Below are 22,397 nucleotides of genomic sequence, written 5' to 3'. Positions count from 1 at the left end.
TCATTGCTCTGTTTAATTACTAGCACGCTCGCCACCCTATATTATTTATTAATCACATTTGCACAAAAAAACTGACTTCCGTAGCCAGTTTTTTTATGCAGATAAAATAAGATTAAGCGTTTCATAACAACAATTTTATAGCAACTAACTTATAATTGTAGCTCACTAATATCAGCTACCGTCAGGAACAATGCCCGTACTTGTTTCAATAACGCCAAGCGATTATTTTTGAGTGTGGCATCTTCACTATTGACCATCACGCCGTCAAAGAACTGGGTTAACGGCACATCTAAGCTGGCCAAAGTTTGCAGTACTTGAGTGTAATTGGCTTGCTCTAATAATGGTGTCACAGCCGTTCGCGCTTGGTGAACTGCACTATACAATGCCTGTTCAGCAGGCTCAGACAGTAGCGCCTCATTAACCGAATCAGCAACGGCAGCCTCAGATTTAGCAAGAATATTGGCCACGCGCTTGTTAGAGTCAGCAAGCTGTTCCGCTTGTGGTAGCTCACTAAATGCTTGCACGGCGCGAATACGCTGATCAAAATCAAGCGGCATATGCGGATTAATCGCTTGCACCGCCTGAATGGTATCGACTCTGACACCTTGCTCAGTATACATTGCCCGATAACGAGAATTTAAGAACGCCATCACTTGGGTAAAAGTATCACCCATTTTAGTGATTTTGCTTACTTCCTCGCTGGCGTAGTTTTTTATCGCTTGTTCTACTAGAGCAACTAAATTAATTGGCAGCCGCTTTTCAATCAAAATACGTAAAATACCAATGGCTGAGCGGCGTAAACTAAACGGGTCTTTTGAGCCAGTAGGTGCTTGGTCAATGGCGAAAATACCCACTAACGTATCTAAGCGATCCGCCAATGCTAGACAAATCCCAATAGGCGTTTGTGGTAACACGTCACCGCTAAACTTCGGCAGATACTGCTCTTCCAAACTAGCAGCAACGGCTTCAGGCTCATTATTAAGGCGCGCATAATAAGTGCCAGCGATACCTTGCAAATCAGGATATTCACCGACTAGCGAGCTTGCTAAATCAGCTTTTGATAACATAGCCGCGCGTGCCGTTTCATCAATATCAATTTGCTTGCCTTGTTTCTGCAATAAAGCGGCGATAAAGGCGGCAAGCTTGGCAATTCGTTCAGATTTTTCCCAAATAGTACCCAGCTGATCTTGGAATACGCGAGTTTTTAGACTTTCGGTCAACGCGAACAACGGCTGCTTCTGATCTTGTAAGAAAAAGAACTCAGCATCAGCTAGACGCGGACGCACAACCTTCTCATTACCTTCAATGATTTGGCTGGCATCTTTTGATTCAATATTGGTAATGAAAATGAAGTAAGGTTGCAATGTGCCGTCTTTATCGGTCAGACAAAAATACTTTTGATCCGCCTGCATGGTTGAGATAAGCGCTTCTTGCGGTACTTGTAAAAATCGCGGCTCAAAGCTGGCACGCAAAGCAATGGGGAAATCAACCAAAGCGGTCACTTCATCCAATAAACTCTGCGGTACAATCGCATTGGTATTAATCTCGTCTGCCAAGGCTTTCACTTGATTATTAATCAGCATTTGGCGCTTATCAAAATCAGCAACGACTTTTAGGCTGTCTAGTAATGACTCATAGTCATTGGCATGGTTAATCGTATGATAGTCGGGACTGTGGAAACGATGTCCACGCGTTTGCTTGCCTGTCTGATGACCTTGAATAGTACCATCAATTACGCTGTCATCTTGCATGAGTACCGCCCACTGTACCGGACGTACAAACTCGTTGCGGCTGGTGCCTGAACGCATACGTTTCGCAATTGGCAAATTATCGAGTGCCGTCTGAAATATCTGTGGTAGTAGCTCAGTGGTCGCCCTTCCATGAATGATTTGCTCATAGCCGACATAGTCGCCTTTGTCCATATTAATAGTGATTAGCGCGCTTGGATCAATACCCAAACCTTTAGCAAAGCCCGATGCCGCACGCGTCGGATTACCTTCCGCATCAAAGGCGGCTTTAATAGCAGGGCCGCGCTTTTGCTCGCTGCGGTCAGGTTGTTTATCAGCAATACCATGAATCTGTAGTGCCAAGCGGCGCGGTGCCGCAAAGGCTTTCATACTATCGAAGTTAATGTTAGCGTCGTTTAGCTGGGCAGTAACACTAGCTTGTAGCGCGTCACGTAGAGGTTTTAGGCTCTTTGGAGGCAGTTCTTCACACCCCAGTTCAAACAAAATGGTGGTCATGGGATGCTCCTATTTATTATCGTCTGTAGCATTATTAGTGTCATTGGCTTTATTAGTTTTATTTTTAGCCGCTTTGCCTTTACCGGAATCTTTAGCAGCTTTATCGGCATTCGTATCGTTACTTTCTTTTTTACTGCCTTCTGAGCCACTAGCTTCTTTGGGCAAATACTTATCCAAGGCCGCTTGGCGATGTGCCTCATCCGCTAACGGAAAGCCCAATTTTGCGCGTGCTTCAACATAGCCCAAAGCAACCTTCCGCGATAAAGTACGTACTCGTAGGATAAAACGCTGACGTTCAGTGACCGAAATGGCGCCACGAGCATCCAGTAGATTAAAGGCATGCGACGCTTTTAGCACCATCTCATAAGCGGGTAATGGCAAACCTGCGTCAACCAACTTATCCGCTTGCTGCTCATAAAAATCAAATAGCTCACCCATTTTTGGCACATCGGCATGCTCAAAGTTATAAGTGGACTGCTCTACTTCGTTTTGATGAAAAACATCACCATAAGTAACGCGGCCAAACTCACCGTCCGCCCATACCAAGTCATAAACACTATCGACGCCTTGCACATACATTGCTAAGCGCTCAAGACCATAAGTAATCTCGCCGGTGACTGGGAAGCACTCAATACCGCCGACTTGCTGGAAGTAAGTAAACTGGGTGACTTCCATACCATTAAGCCAAATCTCCCAACCGAGACCCCACGCCCCTAGCGTTGGCGACTCCCAGTTGTCTTCGACAAAACGCACGTCATGCACTAGCGGGTCAATACCTATGGCTTTTAGCGAGCCTAAATACAGCTCTTGCATATTGGGTGGATTGGGCTTAAGTACCACTTGGAACTGATAATAATGCTGCAGACGGTTAGGATTATCACCATAGCGCCCATCAGTTGGGCGACGTGACGGCTGCACGTAAGCAGCATTCCAGCGCTCAGGCCCTAAAGAGCGCAGGAAGGTAGCGGTATGAAAAGTACCCGCACCTACTTCCATATCGTAAGGCTGCAGTATCACGCAGCCCTTATCCGCCCAGTAATTTTGTAAGGTTAAAATCAAATCTTGGAAGGTCAGCGTTTGGGAATTCATAGGAAAATCACTGTGGAATGAGGAGTTTTTGACTAAAGCCAATCAAAGTTAATATTTAAAGTTGCTGCGGCACGTTCGGCCGCTCAACTATTAGCCTGCTTACCTTACTAAAAAATGGCTATTTTATCCATATTTACAGTAATTAAATTTATATCGCGGTTAAGAATACGCTCATCATTAATGCCTTATAACAGTAATGGCAACTACGTATGTGACTACTTCAAAACCTTTCATACACCTTATACAACAAAAAAATACCCAGATGAATGAACATCTGGGTAGGAGGAAAAGTGTAATACCGGTATCCTGTTGCATCAGGCTTTTGTTTTTTATAAGCTACTAGTTCTATGTCTTTATCAAAATTAAATATTGAATCTGTTTGTACTTATTAATTCATACTTACTGACTTGCACTTACTGATAAGATTGGCTGCTAACTTTTGGCATAACAATCCATAGAACAATATAAATCAAGATACCTGGTACCGCTGCACTTAAGGAAGAAATGACCACAAACAATAACCGCACCCACATTGGCGACCAGCCTGCATATTCTGCGATACCGCCCATCACACCAGCAATCATTTTATTATTCTTCGAGCGATGTAACTTTGCTAATTTAGCCAAAACTCATACCTCTCTTTCTTAGTTTTATTAAGTTTTAATTTAACAATTATTTTAATTAGTTATTAGTCCGTTTAACTTAGTAATAATTATAGCAAGCAATTGAATATTGACTGTTGGCTAAGTAGGTGTGCTTTGTGACTTTATGCTAACCAAACTTGCTCTTATCTCTCATTAGTAGCTTGTAACACCCTGATTTTAAATAAATATTTCAAAATATTTCAGATAATGGTTTGTTACTGAGTTATTACTATTACTCTGCTGTTCTATTACTAGACACTTAACAGCTCCTTCATTCTATAATAGTAAACTTATTAATAAATCTTATTAATTTTTATTATTATTTACTTCATGTTTTATGTTATTGATATCTTTGGCTTTAGTGTATTAACTTTAGAGTGTCAGCCTCAATATAAAACTGCTGATGTTAATTGTTCCTGTCTTTACAACTAACCATTGTAATGGTCTGCATATTTACAATAACCCACCTGTATCAGCACGCAAACCTTTATACCATGCTGATAGATAATTTATATGATAAATCCACTGTCACTTCATACCCGGTAATATAAGGGCTATTATGGTCAACACAGGTATTATAATCGGTCATTTCGAGCCGCTACATCTAGGACAGATACGTAGTATTTTGGACGCTGCTGGACAGGCAAAGAGCTTACACATTATCATTACCAAACATCCTTCGCCGCATCCTGACTTCACCATTACGCTTCAAGATAAGGCGCGCTGGCTACAGATGGCTTGTGCTGAGCTGCCGTTTATTCAGATTCATACGACCAATGAAATCGCGCTACCCTTACATGAAAGCTTCGATGAAGTCTCAATAGATATCACTGCGAGTAATGCCAAACTGCAGCGTATTATTGGTGAGCTCAGCTTGCCCACAGATACAGTATTGTTCGTCGCAGAAAATCACTCGTTAGCGCAGGACGGTACGCGTGAGCAGCTGCTCATGAATGTCATCACTACTCCGCTACAGCCAGAGTTTGACTCTTATGCGATTGCTCGTGACCCCATTGCTCATTGGTCAGCGATTCATCCGCAAGCGCGTGGCGATTATACTAAAACGGTTGCTATTGTCGGCGGTGAAAGCTCAGGTAAGACGACCTTAGTGCATAAACTTGCCAATTATTATGGTGCCAGCTTTGTGCTGGAGATGGGACGGCTTTATGTAGGTACAGATTTGGGTGGTAGCGAGATTGGGCTGCAATACAGCGACTATGGCCCGATTGCACTCAATCACGCCCAAGCCATACGTAAGGCCGCTGCTAATGCCACCGCGCCGGTAACTATTATTGATACTGACTTTGTGACGACGCAAGCGTTTTGTGAAGAATATGAAGGACGCACCCATCCATTTGTCAGCGCCTGTGTCGATGAGTTTCGTTTAGACCATACCATAATGCTCGATAATAATACGCCGTGGGTCGCTGATGGCATGCGCTCATTAGGTAATCCTGATGCACGCGGACGTTTTGAGCAACGGTTATTAGATATTTTTTCCCGTCATAATATCCAGCCGCATCTGATTGATAAGCCCGACTACGATGCGCGCTATCAGCAAGCCGTCACCTTTATCGACCAGCATATTTATGGCAAATAATAAAATATTCGTAGTTTATGTATTCAAAAACAGATATTTAAAAAGACCGATTTAGTAATACTAAATTTATAATAATAATTTTATTATCAGCACCTTGATGACTATAGGGCTGATAGCAATTTTTAAGTGCCATTTTGAGGACAATAGAGTTATGCGCATTCAGTTATTGGACAACATCACCAGAAAATGGTCGATGCAATGGATTGTCACTTGGTTCATCTGCGGGGTCGCCGCCTTATCCGCAGGTTTTTGGGTAACCACTGAGCACACTACACTAGATATGTTTTATTTAGGCGTGTCCTTTATCGGCTTGGTCTGTGTGGTATCACTGTCATTCCGAAAAAATATCATGGGTAATGGTTTTGGTATGGCAGCGACCTCAGGTGAAGTTGTGGTACAAGCGACTGCAGGTTCTGTAGGTCTGATGCTCGCGCCGCTATTTAACTTCTTTACGCACGTCTACGGTCTATTTTATTGGTCTAAGAATACCGACGCTGATGGCGATATGATACCCAAATCAGCTAACAAATGGGTTTGGTTGATTACTGGTACCTTTATGATCATTGGTCTGGCACTGTTCCCAACTATCAATAACTTACTTGCTAGCTATGGCTTTGCGGTAGTAGAAGATGACAACAGTCTGTTTTTGGGCTTTATTTCTTTCTTTTGGATTAACGTTATCGCCTTTATATTATCAATTACTGCACAAGCGGCCATGATTTTACGGTATTCATTTAACTGGTGGTTATGGATTATTTCAAACTTCGTCTGGTTGACCGTAAACTTAATGTCGGGCAACTATATTTTTGCCATTCAGACTATGGTTTACCAAGTGAATTCATTTGTTGGCCTCTATGAATGGCATCGTAGCGAACAAGATGCACTAAAGGCAGCAGTGGTATAAAGATAATGACTAGGTATAAGAGATAATAATTAGACAAAAAGTGGCGGACTGGCTTGAATAGTGCTACAAAGGTTATTAGCACTGTTTAATTAGTAGTAGTGTTTAATCGTTCATTCACTAACAAGGAGGTTAGTATGTCTCGTACTCGTCAACAGGGAATATCAAAGCGATCACTGGAGCAGTGGCTGTCTGAATATGCCGTCAGTCATCAAAACTTAGTTAATAAAAAAATCCATTGGCTATGTGTGCCCACTATCTTTGTCAGTATCTTAGGCATGGGCATGTCATTATCGGTCTGGTTTACTTTAGCCCTGAGCGCTTTAGTATTGCTATTTTACATGCAGCTCTCCACGCCATTATTTATGGCGATGGGTATATTCATCTTAATTTGCCTGTCAGTGATGGCATTTCTGCCATTGAGCTTCAAAGTTTGGGCTAGTATATTTGTTATTGCTTGGATTGGGCAGTTCGTTGGTCATAAAATCGAAGGTAAAAAACCCTCATTTTTTGAAGATTTACAGTTTTTATTAATTGGTCCAGCCTGGGTTGCTAATAGCCTGATGAGAAATGAACGACATAAAGAGTAAGCAACTTAAAGTTGATAAACTTAAAAATAGGCAATAAAAAAAGCGCGACCTTGTCATAACAAGATCGCGCTTTTTGTTTACTAAAGTCTTATGTAATAAAAGGCTGTTTACTCAAAAAATTCTTATACGTTTATTTGATATTTATTGGTCAAGCGTTTGCACGCCACCACCATTCACAAATAGTGTTTGGCCACTGACCCATTCAGATATTGGCGAGGCAAAATATAGCATCGCACCGGCAATATCGTCTGCTTCACCCAAACGATGGATAGGTGTATGCGCAAGCATGCTTTTTTCAATCTTTGGGGTTAGTACTGATTTTAGCGCGTCAGTACGAGTGGCACCAGGACCGACCGCATTAATACGCACTTCAGGTCCGAAGTCATGGGCTAAATTTGCCACCATGTGATTGACGGCTGCTTTTGATGCTGCATAGCCACTGATATCAGGGTCTTTATTAATACTTGCCATAGAAGTAGTAAACACGATCGCACCGTAGCCTGATTCTTTCATATGCGGCACACATAATTGACATAGACGCCAGCCACTGAAAACGTTCAATTCAAAGTCACGACGAAAGTCATCAACTGAGATTTTGAACGGATTTTCTTGACCGCCCGCGCCACCACCAGCATTATTGATCAGAATATTAATGCAGCCAAATTCTGACATGACTTTATCGACCATCGCTACTAAGTCATCATCTTTTAAGATATTGCATTCTACCGCTAGACTTTTAACCCCAAACTTTTCGATGTCTTTGATAGCTTCTTTAGCATCATCTAATTTTAAATCAGCAATAGCGATATTAGCGCCAGCCTGTGCCAATCGTAGGGCTGTCGCTTTACCGATACCGTTAGCGCCACCTGTGATAATTGCAGTCTTTCCAGACAAATCAAATAATTCGTTAAATTCTTTATGTTTAAATTCTTGCACTTTCATGAGAAGTCCTCTTTATAGTACTTATTATTTTTTGTATTATTAAGATATGATAATTAATAATAGTTATTAAAATCTAACTTAATTTAATATAAGTAGAACTAAATATTGTCGAGATATAAGTATGCGCGGATTGGCTAAATTAACTGTGTTAAGTTCGCTCGCTTTTTGTAACGGTTTATAGCCGTTTAACTACTCTACTACTCTACCACCAGTATTTCACTCAAACAGCTCATTGTTTATCAGCAATTAATTGTTAGTTATTGCCTATTATTTATAGGTTAGAAGCAAAAGCGTTCAGCCATAAAAAAGCCTCACTATATATATAGTGAGGCTTTTTCGCTTTTTACAAAACCATATTTGGAGCGGGAAAAGAGATTCGAACTCTCGACCCCAACCTTGGCAAGGTTATGCTCTACCACTGAGCTATTCCCGCTTAATCTATCGTATATCAAAGCTGCTTTGCATCTTAGTTCTTGTGAACCGTGATATTTAATAACAACGTTGTCTCGATAGGCTGGCTATTCTATCAAATATTCTGACGCTGTCAATGATTTTTTTAAAATTCTGAGCGATTAGAGAGGGTTTCTACAGAAACTAATGATATATTAATCACATACTATTGATTTTATGACCATTTATAATTTTAATAATAATTATTGTATTTTAAATAAATTTTGATGAAAAAGCATACACTCTGAGCTAATATTCTAATTTGTGACCTTAATCTCGATTTTCAGCTTATTAATACTCTAAATTGAGATAACTTTGAGGAATAATTTGAATACAGATGGCTTAGTTGATCCTTGTTTAAACCCATAAACGATACTATCTATAGTTACTCGTTACCGATACATAACAAGTTTAGTTACAATGCTGCGTTATATTGTTACTTTTACTGCACTGGTTTAGTTTGCTTATCATTATTATACTAAGGCCAATTAAATTACCAATCTAATTGGCCTGCTTCTTTTTGTTCCATTTTATATTTTACAGCGAGGATGTTTCTTATGAAAAAAATGCTTACCACTACGGTTATGGCGGCGTCATTGTCGGTCCTAACCCTCTCTGGTTGTACCAGTACTACCAGCACTGGCGCGATTGGCGTTGACCGTCAGCAGCTTTTATTGGTCTCAAGCGAAGAAGTTCTAGAACTTTCAGCACAAAGTTATAATAAAAACATTCAAGAAGCACGCAAAAGTGGCGTACTGGATACCAATACTGCGCAACTGAATCGCCTCAAAAATGTCGCGAACCGTTTGGTAGGTCAAGTCGGCGTTTATCGTCCCGATGCGGCGAAATGGAAATGGGAAGTACATGCTATTAAGTCTAATGAGTTGAATGCTTTTGTAATGCCCGGTGGCAAAATCATGTTTTATAGTGGCATCATTGATCGTCTAAATTTGACGGATGACGAGATTGCAGCAATTATGGGTCACGAAATGGCGCATGCGCTCCGTGAACACTCACGCGAACGACTCTCACGCGAATATGCAACTCAAACCGGTATCGGTGTTGCTGCCAGTGTCTTCGGTCTCTCTCAAGATCAGGCGCAATTGGCTAACATCGCCGGTGATTTTGGCCTAAGCCGTCCGCACAGTCGTACGCAAGAAAGCGAAGCCGACCAAATCGGTCTAGAACTAATGGCACGTGCCGGTTACAACCCGCAAGCGGCAATTACATTATGGCAAAAAATGCAACGTGCCAGCCAAGGCGAGCCCCCACAATTCTTGAGTACTCACCCATCGAGCAGCAATCGCATTGCTCAGTTGCAAGCTTTGATGCCTAAAGTAACACCGCTATATCAAAAATCACGCCACTAGTATCTTATTAGCTAGGCATTTACTAATAAAACGTAATAAATAAAGTCCACAGATAAGTCTAGAAAAACTTTAAGAATAGGCAGAACGTGAAATATATTTTGCGTTTTGCTTTTTTATGTCTTGGCCTTTTATGTTTTAAACTTATTAGCCTATTTGTCTCCTATGCCTTAACCCGTTACCATACGACGCTCATATCAGTATCTGCTATAATGCAGCCAACGAGACCTATATCCCCTATTAGCCATTACCCTATAAAGGATCGCTATGAGCAACTCTAACTCCGCCTCTTCTGCGCCTACTGCTGCTGCCCTTGATGAAGCGCTACAGGCCTTACAACCGCAGCATATTGACCTGGTTAATGAGTCAATGAGTCATGCCGGTTATTTTGAGGGTAAAGAGAGCCACTTTAAGCTGACTATCGTTAGCACTGATTTTACTGGCAAGCGTTTGGTTGCCCGCCATCAATTGATTTATGAATTGGTAACAGATTTATTGACCTCACAAGGTGGCGATGTCCACGCTTTGGCTATTCATGCTTATACGCCAGACGAATGGCAAGGTCAAAGCCCTGACAGCCCAAACTGTGCTGGTCAAAACCTAGGCTAGTTATCATTTGTATCGTAAGCTTTCTACTTAAGCTCGCAATCAGTAACGCTAAAAGGAATATCCTTTAATGAAACATTTACATATGCTGATGGCAGTAGTAGTCATCGCGCTGTTTTTATACCAAAGCTATTTAGTCTTAGGCGCTAACAGACGGGCGCCGCGTGTGATTAAAATTACTAACCACATTGTTTATGCGCTATTATTACTCTCAGGCGGGTGGATGCTCCTGCAGCTGCTACAGGCCAATGCACCGGTACAATGGGTTATTGCTAAGATGGTTTTATTTGTGGCCGCCATTAGTGCCAGCATCAAGGCTTTCAATAACCACGCGACTACCACCCAAAGTAAATCCGGTATTCTTATCGCTGCCATCGCTTATGTCGGCATTATTATCTTGGCATATGTGAAGCCCGACAACCTTTTTTAATTGCGTTCTAAGTACGTTTAAAAGCGTTCTAAATGTGTTTTGAAACTGATTTCAAGTTGGTTTTAACCTTGTTTTAGACTTATTTTTGCTATATTAAGACAATACCTTAGCCCTATGGAGCCACTATGAAAACTCTTACTGCAGCGACATTATTGGCAACAGCCGGCATTTTTGGTCTGACAGGCTGCGCCTCTACTGGTAATCTGACTCCCCAATATGTGCCGCCAAGTAACTATCAAAACTACGACTGCCAAGCGCTCAGCCAAGAATATATGCGTGTCAATAGCTATGTTGAGAGCGCTCGTAAGCAACAATCGACCCTATCTGCCTCGGGTTTGGGGGTTGGTGTGTCCGCAGGGCGCTGGGGCATCTCCCCTAATATTAGCTTTGGGGTGGGTAAAAGCAACAATAATAAAGCGCGTGATGCTAAATTGTCACGACTTTACGGTGAACGTGACGCCATTATTCAATCTGCGCGTATCCAGCGTTGTAGCTTTGCCAAAGGCGTAAAGATTTACGGTGAATAATACTCAGTAAATGCTTGAATAAACCCTATGTTAATAACATCAGTGTTAATAACGACTGTATTGACAAAACAAGCATTAAAAAAGCCAATACGCTATCAAGGTATTGGCTTTTTTAATGTTTGAAACAGTGAACTTATAATAAAATAATGCTCACGCTTGCAAACTTTGTACCCATTGTACGATTTGGTCAGTGGGCAACGCACCTGACTGCCGTGCGACTTCTTTGCCGTTCTTAAAAGCCACCATAGTCGGTAGGCTACGGATATTATAAGGCGCAGCGGCTTGCTCATACTTATCTGTCTGTATCTTGGCGAACACCACTTTTGGTAGCTGACTGGCTGCTGTCTTAAACTGCGGTGCCATCATTAAACAGGGCTGACACCAACTCGCCCAAAAATCCACAATGGTCAGGATGTCATTTTTTTGAATGACTTTATTTACTGTCTGCGCCGTTAGCTCATGCGGACTAGCTGTCAATAACAGCTCTCCACATTTACCGCAATTGGGTGCGCTATCTAACTTGGCAGTAGGCACACGATTGGTCGCTTGACAGTTTGTGCAAACGATATGCAAGTCCTGTTCACTCATATTATGACTCCTATTCTAACCGTATCTATTTTGGCAGTAACTGATTGCTTCTTAGCTCTTACAGGTATTCATACCCAACATCGCATATAGTGGGCAGAAACGGAATAGTCCGGTTAATAAAGGTACCAGACCAATCACACCCCACCAGCTTTGATAATAAGCGCCAACGCCGATAATAATGACACCCGCAATGAAACGGAGCATGCGTTCGGTACTGCCAATATTAATTTTCATGACTGACTCCTTAAAAGATATAAAAGACAATTGTTATGAACAAGGGTTATAAATATGAGCCAGTCATGACGTTAGCGTCTAGACTAGCACAATAACAAATCACGTTCGTTTCGTGCTTACTTAATATTTCATAGGTTTACGCTTTATTGCAGATTATTACTCGCAATCTTATAAGCCGCTACTTATTTTCTTATGAATAAATCACTTATTATGTAATTACTGACCTAGGACATTAATAGGTACTTTTAGATAACGAGTGCCATTGGCTTCTGGTTCAGGTAAATTTCCTGCATCAATATTGACTTGTACTGACGGAATAATGAGGCGTGGCATCTCTAAAGTGGCATCACGGCGCTCACGCATCTGTACAAACTCTGCTTCATTAATACCGTTTTTTACATGAATATTGGCTAGTTTTTGTGCAGCAACGGTAGTAGTTGGACAATGCTTGCGACCTTGGCTCGGATAGTCATGACACAGATACATCACCGTATCGTCATCAAGTGCCAACAGTTTTTTAATGGACTGATATAATGTCTTGGCATCGCCGCCGGGGAAATCGCAGCGTGCTGTGCCCACATCTGGCGCAAATATCGTATCACCGACAAACACCGCTGTCTTTTCATCGTCAATGGCAATATATGCCATGTCAGCAGGTGTATGTCCGGGCACATGCATCGCCGTAATCGTAATTGCACCCAGCAATAAGCTATCGCCTTCATCAGTCAAAATATCAAACTGGCTGGCATCGGTACGAAAACTGGTATCAAAGTTATAGATTTGCTTAAATATTTTTTGTACTTGAGTAATGTGGCGTCCCATCACCAACTCCCCGCCCAGCGTCTCTTGTAGATGAGTAGCGCTTGAAAGATGATCAGCGTGGGCGTGGGTCTCAATAATATAAACCAGCTGCCAGTTTTGACTGCGTACAAACTCAATGACTTCATCAATACCAGTAGTACCGGTACTTCCTGACTTGGGATCAAAGTCCAATACCGGATCAATAACAGCACACAGCTGCTGCTGAACGTCCGCTAGGACATGGGTATAAGTCTCTGTATCGCGATGTAAGAAAGAATGAACTTGCATGGTTACCTCACTGATATTAGTCTGTTGTTTAATAGTGAAATGACACTCTGTTTAATAGTTAACTATTAAACCAATAATTAATTAAACAATAGTTAGTTAATTATTGAGTTAAGTATAGTCTATAATCATATAGTATTCTGATAACACTTAATTTTTGTATTGTCTTAATTACATTACCAATATAGCAGTGACCTAACACTTTATCATTTCATATAATGTAAATGACGATAATTTGCTATAATAGGTTATAACTTAATAACTAATACCTAGCAGCAATCTCTTATAATTTAAATACTTTTATACGCAGAAAGGTGGCATATTCTCACCGTTAACTATAATGTTGGACACTAACATGAATATAGCTAATAAATACACAACCACTGCGACTGCTGTCGCTGCGACATATACTAAGGAGCATACTCTGACAACTTTGACCCAAAACCCAAATGCTACAGATTTTGTAGCGGCTGACCTTGCTCCTATTGACTTTGTTCCAAGTGATCTTGCTACCCAAATGCAACAAGCATCGATGCAAGCCAGTCAGCTATTGAAATCACTATCGCACCCTGACCGCTTATTATTACTCTGTCAGCTGACCCAAGGTGAATACTGCGTCAGCGAGCTTGAGAGCCTAGTGGGTGTCGGACAGCCAAGCCTATCGCAGCAGCTGGGCATCTTGCGTAAAGATGAGCTGGTTACTACCCGCCGCGAGGGCAAACAAATTTATTATAGTATCGCCAGTGACGATGCTTTGGCCGTATTGCAGCTGCTATATCAACGCTTTTGTGGTCAAACAGTTTGATACTGCATTAGCCGTACTTTTTAATATGATGGTAATATGGCGTTGTGTTTATTTAATGTGATGATAAGTTGATATGTCCTCGATTGCTGCGCGTCTGATTCCTGCTTGGTTACGCCACTACCAGATTGCCACTTTACCAACTGACGTGATCGCAGGGCTGGTGGTAGGTGTGTTGGTCATCCCCCAAAGCTTAGGCTACGCGGTGCTAGCAGGTCTGCCACCCGTTTATGGGCTATATGCGGCGATTGTGCCGGTCATGGTGTATGCATGGGTTGGCTCTAGCAATGTACAGGCGGTTGGACCAGCGGCCATTACTGCTATCATGACGGCTAGCGCCTTGCACCCTTATGCCAACCAAAGTGCTGAACAGTATGTACTGATGGCAAGTCTGCTTGCGTTAATGGTCGGTGCGCTATTATGGATTGCTGGATGGCTTAAATTGGGCTGGATTATGCAGTTCATCAGTCGCGGGGTGTCGGCTGGCTTTGTCAGCGGTGCGGCCGTACTGATTTTTGTCAGCCAGCTTAAGTACCTGACTGGCATACCGATAGCTGGAAACGGCTTAATAGGTTATTTATCTAGCATGCAGATGTATGCTCGTCAGTTGCATCCACTGACATTGCTTATCGGTGTAACCGCCTTTACGCTTATGGTTATGAACCGCTACGGCAAGAGATGGGTATGGCAATCTTGGCTATCATCATCGCACGCAAAATGGGCAGAACGATTATTTCCGCTCATACTACTTGGCATTGCGATCGCCCTTAGTATGAGCTTGCATTGGACGACGAATGGCGTGGCAACCATTGGTAATATTCCGCAAGGATTACCAACCTTAACTTTACCCTATGTACCAGAATTCAATGAAGCACTCAACTTATTACCTACCGCAGGGCTGATGGCGCTTATCGCTTTTGTATCAAGCAGCTCAGTAGCCAGCACTTATGCGCGATTGCGTGGTGAGACATTTAATGCCAATCGCGAGCTAACAGGACTAGGACTTGCTAACCTTGCAGGCGGCTTCTTTCAAAGCTTTCCCATCGCTGGTGGCTTCTCACGTACCGCTATCAATGTCGATTCAGGTGCAAAAACGCCACTTGCCAGCCTAGTGACGGTGATGGTGATGATTGCCGCACTAATAGCTTTTGGAGATGCACTCGCCCCCCTTCCCTACGCGATTTTGGGCGCGACCATCATGGCCGCTATTATTGGGCTGATCGATATTGCCACCCTAAAGTCTGCATGGCAGCGCGACCGCTTAGATGCTGCAAGCTTTATGGCAGCATTCGCCGGTGTACTAATATTCGGACTCAATACAGGGTTGGTCATTGGCTTAATGGTGTCATTTGCCAGTCTCATTTTGCAGTCCAGTCAGCCACATGTAGCTATCGTGGGCCAACTAGCAGGTACGGGGCACTTTCGTAATATTAATCGCCATGACGTGGTGACTTATCATAACTTAGTAATGTTACGTATTGATGAGAGTTTGTTTTTTGGCAATAGTGAATCAGTCTATCGCCGCGTCTTACAAGCCACCAAACAGTACCCAGATGCGCATGAGGTTATTCTTATTATGGCAGCGGTCAATCATATTGATCTGACTGCCCAAGAGATGCTAAGCACCCTAAATAAAGAGCTGGCTATTAAAGATAAACACTTACACTTCAGCTTTATTAAAGGCCCTGTCATGGACGTTATTGAAGGTACGCCGTTAATCACTGAGCTAACAGGGCAGGTTTATTTAAGCACGATAGATGCCGTTGATGCCTTAAAGAATATTTAGAAAAAGGGTCAATACCAACCGGTTTATTTATAAATTAACAGCGATGCTTGCTGTCTGCCACAAAATACCGTTATGATGGTTAATATAAATGAAAAGCTAAACTAAATAGAGAGATTTGCCAAGCGATGCTAATCCTACATTCCGGTTGCACGTAGCAATTAGCAGCCCCCCAACTTGCTCCTCTCATAGCACTTAACTTTTCTTAATAACACTTAATATTCCTCAATAGTCTTTAATAAAAGCATCAGATATTATTTATGACCGACAATCTAACGATTTATAAGCAAATTTATCCTATCCAATGTAGTAAGATAGCTGAGCTTGGCTACCGCTCCGTGATTAATATCCGCCCAGATGCTGAAACAGTAATGCAGCCCAATAGTGATGATTTAGCGGCAGCCACCAAGCAGGCAAACTTAGCTTACCATCATCTTCCATTTGACGATGAGCGCTTGAGCATGACTACTATTGAACAATTTGCAGAATATTATCATACGGTACCCAAACCGATATTGATGTTTTGCGGTACGGGCGCACGTGCCAAGTTGCTATACCAAAGCGCCCTGATGCAAGGCCTTCTCTAACGCTTACATACCTTATCTTTAAAAGTAACTCTAATCAGCCTACGCTTGGCTCGTATATTTTAATTACTATATCTAAACCACTGTGTTTAAGTCGCTATATCTTAGTGCTTAACTTTCAACTCTTTAAATTGATAATAAAAAAGGAGCTCCTATGAGCCACGAAATTAGTATTACCGGTCAAATCACTCCTGACCAAGTGCCTATGATTGCCGAAAATGGTATTAAAACCATCATTAATAACCGTCCCGATGGCGAAGAAGCCGGACAACCGACCAGTGCCGAGCTTGCTGCTGCCGCTAAAAAGGCTGGCCTCGCCTATAAAGAAATATCATTTGCCAGTAGTGATCTAAATCAAACCCACGTCGAAGACTTTGCTGACTTTTTTAATCAAGCTGAGCAACCAATATTGATGTTTTGCCGTGTCGGTGCTCGTTCAACGGGCATTTATGAAGCGGCAAAGAAAATGGATTTATTGGATGACTAATACGCATTAATTGTTAGAAACAAACATACCCTTAAACAAAAAAATCCCGACGCCTAAGCATCGGGATTTTTATTTGAGCTTGTTTTGTTTGAGCTTATAGAAACTTAACTTTAACTCCTACTGCATCACCAAATATTCAAACGCTGACAAAGCCGCTTTACTACCTTCACCCATCGCAATATTAATCTGCTTGAAAGGAACAGTCGTCACGTCACCACAAGCAAAGATACCTCTGCGATCAGTACGGCAGCGCTCATCAATCTCAATCTCGCCGAAACGATTCACATCAACGAAACCTTTGACAAATTCCGTATTGGGTATCAAGCCAATCTGTACAAACACTCCTGATAAATCTATCTCTTTGGTCTCGCCTGAATTCCGATCTTCATAGACGATAGAGCTTACTTTATCATCAGTCGCTTTGATTTCTTTGGTCGCGGCACTGGTGATGATATCGATATTGGCTTTTTCTTTGGCTTTATTAATCAATACTTGATCGGCCTTTAGATCATCAGCGAACTCAAATACAGTCACGTGTTTAACGATACCAGCCAAGTCGATTGCAGCCTCGATACCTGAGTTACCGCCGCCGATGACGGACACATCTTTACCTTTAAAGAAAGGACCATCGCAATGGGCACAATAGGCAACGCCTTTACCGATATTTTCTTCTTCACCTGGGACACCAAGCTTCCGCCATTGAGCGCCTGTGGCTAAAATAATGCTGCGAGTTTCAAATTTCTCACCGGTATTTAAATGGATGCTGTAGTTCTCTTCCTTAGTCTCGCCGATCTCTTTAACACTGACATGTTCTTTTAAGGTAATATTATATTCGTGTAAATGCTTTTCGAAGTTTGTTGATAGTTCAGTACCTGTAGTTAAAGGTACAGAGATTAAGTTTTCAATATCTTGGGTATCCTTCACCTGACCACCGATACGATCAGCAACCATGGTTACTTTTAAGCCTTTGCGAGCGGTATAAATGGCAGCAGCAATCCCTGCAGGACCTGCGCCAATAATAGTCACATCTTGCTGCTCTAACTGCTCAGCGTCGTCCACACTGCCCTCTGCTAACAAATCAGGGAATTGAGCTTGCAACTTTTCAATCAGTTTAGCGGTATCAATATTACCATTAGCGAACGGTTTGCCGTTTAGGAATACTGCTGGTACACCTTGGATATTGTTAGCGTCTACCTGCTCTTGGAATAAAGCGCCATCAATCATCTCATTGCTGATATCGTCATTTAATAATGCAAACTGGTTCAGCGCTTGCACCACATCGGGACAGTTATGACAGGATAGCGACACATAAGTTTGAAACTGTAATGGTTTATTAAAACGTTTGATCAGCTTTTGAATACCCTCATCAAGTTTTAAAGTATGACCGCCAGCTTGCAAAATCGCTAAGATTAGTGAGGTAAACTCATGACCGCCAGGAATACCGCTAAACACGATACCGGTATCAGTCAATTCGCCATCAATATGGCTACGCACGGCAAAGCTGATTGGGCTAGGTAAACTATCATCGTTTACATCAGCGTCAAAATTAATCTTATCAGTGGTACCAGCTATTTTAGTCAAAAAATCAACCAATTCAGCACGTTTGCTATGCTCGCCTGACCCCAATACAAAGCTAATCGGGCGAGTCATATTTTCGCTGTAGCTTTTAACGGCGTCTAATAAGCCTTGATCTATCATAATTGTTCCTATTTGTCATGGAATGGTTATTATTGAATATGTAACGTCAGCGACAATGCGACGTGTACAGAAGTGATTAGGTCAGTGTCTAAGTGTCAGTAAATAAACTTGAAACACTAATCAAGTTAAGCTGCTAACCTTTGATAGCCCTATTATCGGAGGTTTCGCTATTTTGAGCAAGCTCAGAAATTCAAATTCTATGTTCTATAAAACAAATCATATATTAATACTAGTTTTGTATTTTAAACCTATAGATAAATGATAGCCGTGGTATCAGTGGCATTATTTCGCTACAATCGAGAGTAGATTATAGGTTTTATAGCCTGTTTTTCTAGTAAAAAAAGAAGTTCGTCATGACCGATTAGTATCATTCCCTTCTAATACTAAGCGTTATAACAATGGCGCTGTATGACTATCAAGCAGCACAACAATTAAGCCTTATAACAAACAAGTCTCGTAATCATAAACCGTCTTAACCGCCCCGCGCCAGTGCTTGAGTACTTACTCTAAGCTTGCGCTAAATTACAAGGATGACAACATGAGAAAGACTGATACATGGCAAGATAACAGAGATATTATCGCCGAACTTAAGCAGAAAGACAGCTATTTTGCGAGTATTTTTGATGAGCATACTCAGCTTGATCAGCAAATTAATCAGCTTGAGAAAGACTTGGTTCAGCACGCCAGTCGTGATGAGGAAATTGAGCAAATGAAGCGCCGAAAACTACAGCTTAAATATGAGATTTATAAAATAATTGATAAAAACAAATTAAAAACTTCCTAATTTTTAGGACATGTTAAAAAGATGTTACCTCAACTTCGCTCCCAACTGGCATTGCAACCAAGCTTGATTGTCGCTCTAATCCTAGGCTTTGTGGCGATAGGTTTTATGTCGTGCAAAAATGGTAAAAATAACTAATTTTACAATATCACTAGCCACCAACAATCTCACCACCATTGACATGAATCACTTGACCGGTGACGAAGCTGGCGTCGTCACTAACCAGATGCAAGTAAGCTGGCGCAACCTCATTGCGCTGACCGGCACGTCCCATCGGCATATTTTGTCCGAACGCTTTGATCTCATCAGAGCTAAATGAAGCGACGATAAGCAGTGATCGAGGTGGTATTAATGATGATGCTACCGGACTGCATATAAGGCAGCGCAAACTTACTTAACTAAAAGTGCGGATAAAAGTTGGTATGAACGGTGTTATTCAGCTGCTCGGTGCTGATATCGGTAAGACACTGCTGTTCAACCTGCCGTCCGGCGTTGTTAACTAAGATATCAATTTTGCCAAATTCAGAAACTGCTTTATCAATAAGCTGTTAGCAGTTGTCCTCGGAAGATAAGTCGGAGGCCACCAATACACAGCGGCAACCGTAAGACTCTACATGCTGCTGAGTGACTTTGGCGTCTTCATCTTCACATAAGTAGCTGACCACCACATCCGCGCCTTCTTTGGCAAATAATATTGCTACCGCCTGTCCGATACCACTGTCAGCGTCAGTAATGATGGCCGTTTTGCGCGCGAGCTTACCGTTTGGGTACTCCTTTGATAATACCTCAGGGCTTACTTGGATGCTGCTCTTGCTGCGAGCCTGGTAAGGATTGCTGTTGCTTTGGAAGTTTTTATCCAATGATTGATTGATCATTCAATTTCTCTTTTTTAATATAGTAAAACAACGATTACGCTATGTACTAAATCCTTATTTCTATGAGTATTATTTGGTTAAAAATCAATAATTAGCATGGCTAATTTGTAATAAAAATCAGATAGAATTTGGTGATAGCGTGTAGATAAGATATAAAAAAAGGTCCCCAACATATAAATGTTGGGGACCTTTTAGATCACCTTAAAAATCAGAGAATAACCCTTAAAGGCGATAGATCAGATTTTACAATCTTATATTTTACTAACCTTAGATTTTACCAACCAAATCAAGACTTGGTTTTAGAGTTGCTTGACCGGCTTCCCAAGCTGCTGGGCAAACTTCGCCGTCATTTTCACGTACATATTGTGCTGCTTTCACTTTGCGAAGTATGTCTTTTGCACTACGGCCAATACCTAAGTCATGAATCTCAGCAACTTTAATTAAGCCGTCTGGATCTACTAGGAAAGTACCGCGTAGAGCTGCGTTGTCTTCTTCAATCATGATGTTGAAGCCACGGGTGATTTTACCAGTACCGTCGCCAAGCATTGGATAGGTTACTTTACCAATCGCTTCTGAAGAATCATGCCATGCTTTATGAACAAAATGAGTATCTGTTGATACTGCATATACTTCAACACCTAAGCCTTTAAGCTCGTCATAATGATTGGCCATGTCTTCTAGTTCTGTTGGGCACACAAACGTGAAGTCATGTGGGTAAAACATGAAGATTGCCCAGTTGCCTTTTACGTCGTCTGAAGTAATGGTTTTGAATTCACCATTTACAAACGCTTCAGTTGAGAATTCTGGGATTTCTTGATTAATAATAGCTGCCATGATTGGCTCCTTTATTGTTAATTAATTAGTGGTTATTTATCTAACCGATTTACTTAGTGCAGTGCTTATCGCTTTATCTAAACTAGGCTACCTGACAAACTATACGTGAATTCTATGGTTAATCCAGTTAAAAGATTTTAATGTGATGTTTTGTTTTATTAATCTTGTTAAACTATTCTAACCGCTCCCAATCAATAGATAACAATACGTAAACCGCCTTGCTATTTAATCTTAGTAAGATGAAAAATCACTAAAAAACTATATTAGTTATCTCAGCCATACTTGTTAATTTTCCGTTAAAAGGGAACCCTTATGATTACCTTGCGTCAACTCGAATTTGCTTTAGCCGTTGCTAAACATCGCCATTTTAAACGCGCTGCTGAAGACTGCAATATCTCCCAGTCTGCCCTTAGTTTGGGTATCGCTGAGCTTGAGAAACAGCTCGACACCCAGATTTTTGAGCGTAATAATAAGCAAGTACTCATCACCCCGATTGGACAAGACATTCTGACCCGAGCACAGCGGGTATTTTCTGAAATTAATGATTTGACCACCCGCGCGCAGAGCCACCAAACGCCGCTTGCCTACCCGATGACAGTGGGTATTATCCCAACTATCGCCCCTTATCTACTTCCCAAGGTACTACCAGCACTACGACAACATTATCCAGAATTTCGTATGACCATCGTGGAACAACAAACTGAGCGCCTACTCGAACAGGTACGCTATGGTCATATTGATACGGCTATTATTGCGCTCCCCTATGCAATAGAGGGTCTGCATAGCTTTGAGTTTTGGAGCGAGGATTTCTTTGCGGTATTCCCACAAGACGATGTGCATGCCAAACTAGACACCATCAATTCTGATGAGCTTGCGACTGCTAATCTTATGCTCCTCGGTGAAGGTCACTGCCTGACTGACCAGACATTATCAGTCTGTCATTTTGATCGGGAACAGATGAAATCAAGCTTTTCTGATGCCAGCTTAAATACTTTAATCCAAATGGCACTGGCTAATATGGGTACAACACTAGTGCCAGAAATGGCGCTAAATCAATTACACCTACAGAACCAAGATGCGGTTGCAGTGCCATTGGCAGAGACCGGCCCGCATCGTCATATTGCCTTTGTCACTCGCTTAAATTATGCGCGCGTTGATGATGTGAATTTGCTGGGTGACCTTTTTAAGCAGGCTTTAGAAGATGCTGCCAAAACGAATGATTAGCTATTTAGCATAACGAACCTAACTAAACATTA

The 22,397-nt window shown here is 41.8% G+C and carries 22 protein-coding genes, 1 tRNA gene and 2 pseudogenes; 13 read left to right on the top strand and 12 right to left on the bottom strand.

All coding sequences use genetic code 11. The features are described from left to right. Positions 1-149: 149 nt before the first annotated feature. The 3 genes and pseudogenes from glyS to JMY06_RS03850 form a co-directional block, all read right to left on the bottom strand. Positions 150-2,243, bottom strand: coding sequence for a glycine--tRNA ligase subunit beta (glyS, locus tag JMY06_RS03860; protein ID WP_201616321.1), 2,094 nt, complete (start codon positions 2,241-2,243; stop codon positions 150-152). A 153-nt stretch (positions 2,244-2,396) separates the two neighbouring features. Beyond that, positions 2,397-3,332: pseudogene (gene glyQ / locus JMY06_RS03855) on the bottom strand (glycine--tRNA ligase subunit alpha); the annotation flags it as partial. A 413-nt stretch (positions 3,333-3,745) separates the two neighbouring features. Next, positions 3,746-3,958, bottom strand: coding sequence for a PspC domain-containing protein (locus tag JMY06_RS03850; protein WP_201527362.1), 213 nt, complete (start codon positions 3,956-3,958; stop codon positions 3,746-3,748). A 577-nt stretch (positions 3,959-4,535) separates the two neighbouring features. Between JMY06_RS03850 and nadR the strand changes: the two genes are divergently transcribed. The 3 genes from nadR to JMY06_RS03835 all read left to right on the top strand — a co-directional run bounded on the left by nadR (position 4,536) and on the right by JMY06_RS03835 (position 7,067). Then, positions 4,536-5,576 (top strand): multifunctional transcriptional regulator/nicotinamide-nucleotide adenylyltransferase/ribosylnicotinamide kinase NadR, encoded by a 1,041-nt coding sequence (nadR, locus tag JMY06_RS03845; RefSeq protein WP_201616319.1) that lies wholly within the window; start codon positions 4,536-4,538, stop codon positions 5,574-5,576. Positions 5,577-5,727: 151 nt separating this feature from the next. Then, positions 5,728-6,480, top strand: coding sequence for a nicotinamide riboside transporter PnuC (pnuC, locus tag JMY06_RS03840; protein ID WP_201527358.1), 753 nt, complete (start codon positions 5,728-5,730; stop codon positions 6,478-6,480). A 134-nt stretch (positions 6,481-6,614) separates the two neighbouring features. Beyond that, on the top strand, positions 6,615-7,067 hold the full coding sequence (locus JMY06_RS03835; RefSeq protein ID WP_201616316.1) for a DUF962 domain-containing protein: 453 nt from the start codon (positions 6,615-6,617) through the stop codon (positions 7,065-7,067). A gap of 141 nt (positions 7,068-7,208) precedes the next feature. Here the strand turns inward: JMY06_RS03835 and JMY06_RS03830 are convergent, their stop codons facing one another. Further along, the gene (locus JMY06_RS03830) at positions 7,209-8,009 is read right to left on the bottom strand and encodes a glucose 1-dehydrogenase (protein WP_201616314.1); all 801 of its coding nucleotides are present in this window, start codon (positions 8,007-8,009) and stop codon (positions 7,209-7,211) included. Positions 8,010-8,367: 358 nt separating this feature from the next. Then, positions 8,368-8,442 (bottom strand) — tRNA-Gly (locus JMY06_RS03825). A 574-nt stretch (positions 8,443-9,016) separates the two neighbouring features. Here JMY06_RS03825 and JMY06_RS03820 point away from each other — a divergent pair. The 4 genes from JMY06_RS03820 to JMY06_RS03805 all read left to right on the top strand — a co-directional run bounded on the left by JMY06_RS03820 (position 9,017) and on the right by JMY06_RS03805 (position 11,389). Further along, entirely contained in the window at positions 9,017-9,829 is an 813-nt protein-coding gene (locus JMY06_RS03820) for a M48 family metallopeptidase (RefSeq protein ID WP_201527352.1), read from the top strand. A gap of 264 nt (positions 9,830-10,093) precedes the next feature. Next, positions 10,094-10,435 (top strand): BolA family protein, encoded by a 342-nt coding sequence (locus tag JMY06_RS03815; protein WP_201527350.1) that lies wholly within the window; start codon positions 10,094-10,096, stop codon positions 10,433-10,435. Between the two features lie 67 nt (positions 10,436-10,502). After that, positions 10,503-10,862 (top strand): SirB2 family protein, encoded by a 360-nt coding sequence (locus JMY06_RS03810; RefSeq protein WP_201616312.1) that lies wholly within the window; start codon positions 10,503-10,505, stop codon positions 10,860-10,862. A 125-nt stretch (positions 10,863-10,987) separates the two neighbouring features. Continuing rightward, positions 10,988-11,389 carry a hypothetical protein gene (locus tag JMY06_RS03805; RefSeq protein WP_201527346.1) on the top strand — a complete coding sequence of 134 codons (402 nt, stop codon included), beginning with the start codon at positions 10,988-10,990 and terminating at the stop codon, positions 11,387-11,389. Between the two features lie 150 nt (positions 11,390-11,539). Here JMY06_RS03805 and trxC read toward each other — a convergent pair whose 3' ends face one another. The 3 genes from trxC to JMY06_RS03790 form a co-directional block, all read right to left on the bottom strand. Beyond that, positions 11,540-11,977, bottom strand: coding sequence for a thioredoxin TrxC (gene trxC, locus JMY06_RS03800; protein WP_201527345.1), 438 nt, complete (start codon positions 11,975-11,977; stop codon positions 11,540-11,542). 51 nt (positions 11,978-12,028) lie between these two features. Continuing rightward, a complete protein-coding gene (locus JMY06_RS03795) occupies positions 12,029-12,211 on the bottom strand; it encodes a DUF2892 domain-containing protein (protein WP_201616310.1) in 183 nt (60 codons plus the stop codon). Between the two features lie 216 nt (positions 12,212-12,427). Then, complete coding sequence (locus JMY06_RS03790) at positions 12,428-13,300, bottom strand: MBL fold metallo-hydrolase (RefSeq protein ID WP_201616308.1); 873 nt, start codon at positions 13,298-13,300, stop codon at positions 12,428-12,430. Positions 13,301-13,652: 352 nt separating this feature from the next. On the opposite strand from JMY06_RS03790, the gene JMY06_RS11990 reads away from it, so the two are divergent. From JMY06_RS11990 to JMY06_RS03770, 4 genes are all read left to right on the top strand, one after another. After that, positions 13,653-14,102 carry an ArsR/SmtB family transcription factor gene (locus JMY06_RS11990; RefSeq protein ID WP_413786881.1) on the top strand — a complete coding sequence of 150 codons (450 nt, stop codon included), beginning with the start codon at positions 13,653-13,655 and terminating at the stop codon, positions 14,100-14,102. Between the two features lie 73 nt (positions 14,103-14,175). Continuing rightward, positions 14,176-15,885, top strand: a complete 1,710-nt coding sequence (locus JMY06_RS03780) for a SulP family inorganic anion transporter (protein WP_201527342.1) — start codon at positions 14,176-14,178, stop codon at positions 15,883-15,885. Positions 15,886-16,142: 257 nt separating this feature from the next. Further along, positions 16,143-16,469, top strand: coding sequence for a beta-lactamase hydrolase domain-containing protein (locus tag JMY06_RS03775; protein ID WP_201616306.1), 327 nt, complete (start codon positions 16,143-16,145; stop codon positions 16,467-16,469). A 151-nt stretch (positions 16,470-16,620) separates the two neighbouring features. Next, complete coding sequence (locus tag JMY06_RS03770; protein WP_201527331.1) at positions 16,621-16,953, top strand: TIGR01244 family sulfur transferase; 333 nt, start codon at positions 16,621-16,623, stop codon at positions 16,951-16,953. A gap of 117 nt (positions 16,954-17,070) precedes the next feature. On the opposite strand, the gene ahpF is transcribed toward JMY06_RS03770, so the two are convergent. Then, positions 17,071-18,651 (bottom strand): alkyl hydroperoxide reductase subunit F, encoded by a 1,581-nt coding sequence (gene ahpF / locus JMY06_RS03765; RefSeq protein ID WP_201616304.1) that lies wholly within the window; start codon positions 18,649-18,651, stop codon positions 17,071-17,073. 538 nt (positions 18,652-19,189) lie between these two features. Between ahpF and JMY06_RS03760 the strand changes: the two genes are divergently transcribed. Beyond that, complete coding sequence (locus tag JMY06_RS03760; protein WP_201527329.1) at positions 19,190-19,435, top strand: YdcH family protein; 246 nt, start codon at positions 19,190-19,192, stop codon at positions 19,433-19,435. Positions 19,436-19,583: 148 nt separating this feature from the next. On the opposite strand, the gene JMY06_RS11865 is transcribed toward JMY06_RS03760, so the two are convergent. The 3 genes and pseudogenes from JMY06_RS11865 to ahpC form a co-directional block, all read right to left on the bottom strand. Next, the gene (locus JMY06_RS11865) at positions 19,584-19,712 is read right to left on the bottom strand and encodes an SDR family oxidoreductase (protein WP_265087865.1); all 129 of its coding nucleotides are present in this window, start codon (positions 19,710-19,712) and stop codon (positions 19,584-19,586) included. Positions 19,713-19,830: 118 nt separating this feature from the next. Further along, positions 19,831-20,307, bottom strand: a pseudogene (locus JMY06_RS11775) (SDR family NAD(P)-dependent oxidoreductase). Positions 20,308-20,574: 267 nt separating this feature from the next. Further along, on the bottom strand, positions 20,575-21,141 hold the full coding sequence (gene ahpC, locus JMY06_RS03750) for an alkyl hydroperoxide reductase subunit C (RefSeq protein WP_201527328.1): 567 nt from the start codon (positions 21,139-21,141) through the stop codon (positions 20,575-20,577). Positions 21,142-21,453: 312 nt separating this feature from the next. Between ahpC and JMY06_RS03745 the strand changes: the two genes are divergently transcribed. Beyond that, positions 21,454-22,365, top strand: coding sequence for a hydrogen peroxide-inducible genes activator (locus tag JMY06_RS03745; protein ID WP_201527327.1), 912 nt, complete (start codon positions 21,454-21,456; stop codon positions 22,363-22,365). Positions 22,366-22,397: the final 32 nt, after the last annotated feature.

Source organism: Psychrobacter urativorans (assembly GCF_904846675.1).
Taxonomy (GTDB): Bacteria; Pseudomonadota; Gammaproteobacteria; order Pseudomonadales; family Moraxellaceae; genus Psychrobacter; species Psychrobacter urativorans_B.
Note: the sequence above shows the minus strand (reverse complement) of the source record. Positions and strands in the feature narration are given on the sequence as shown.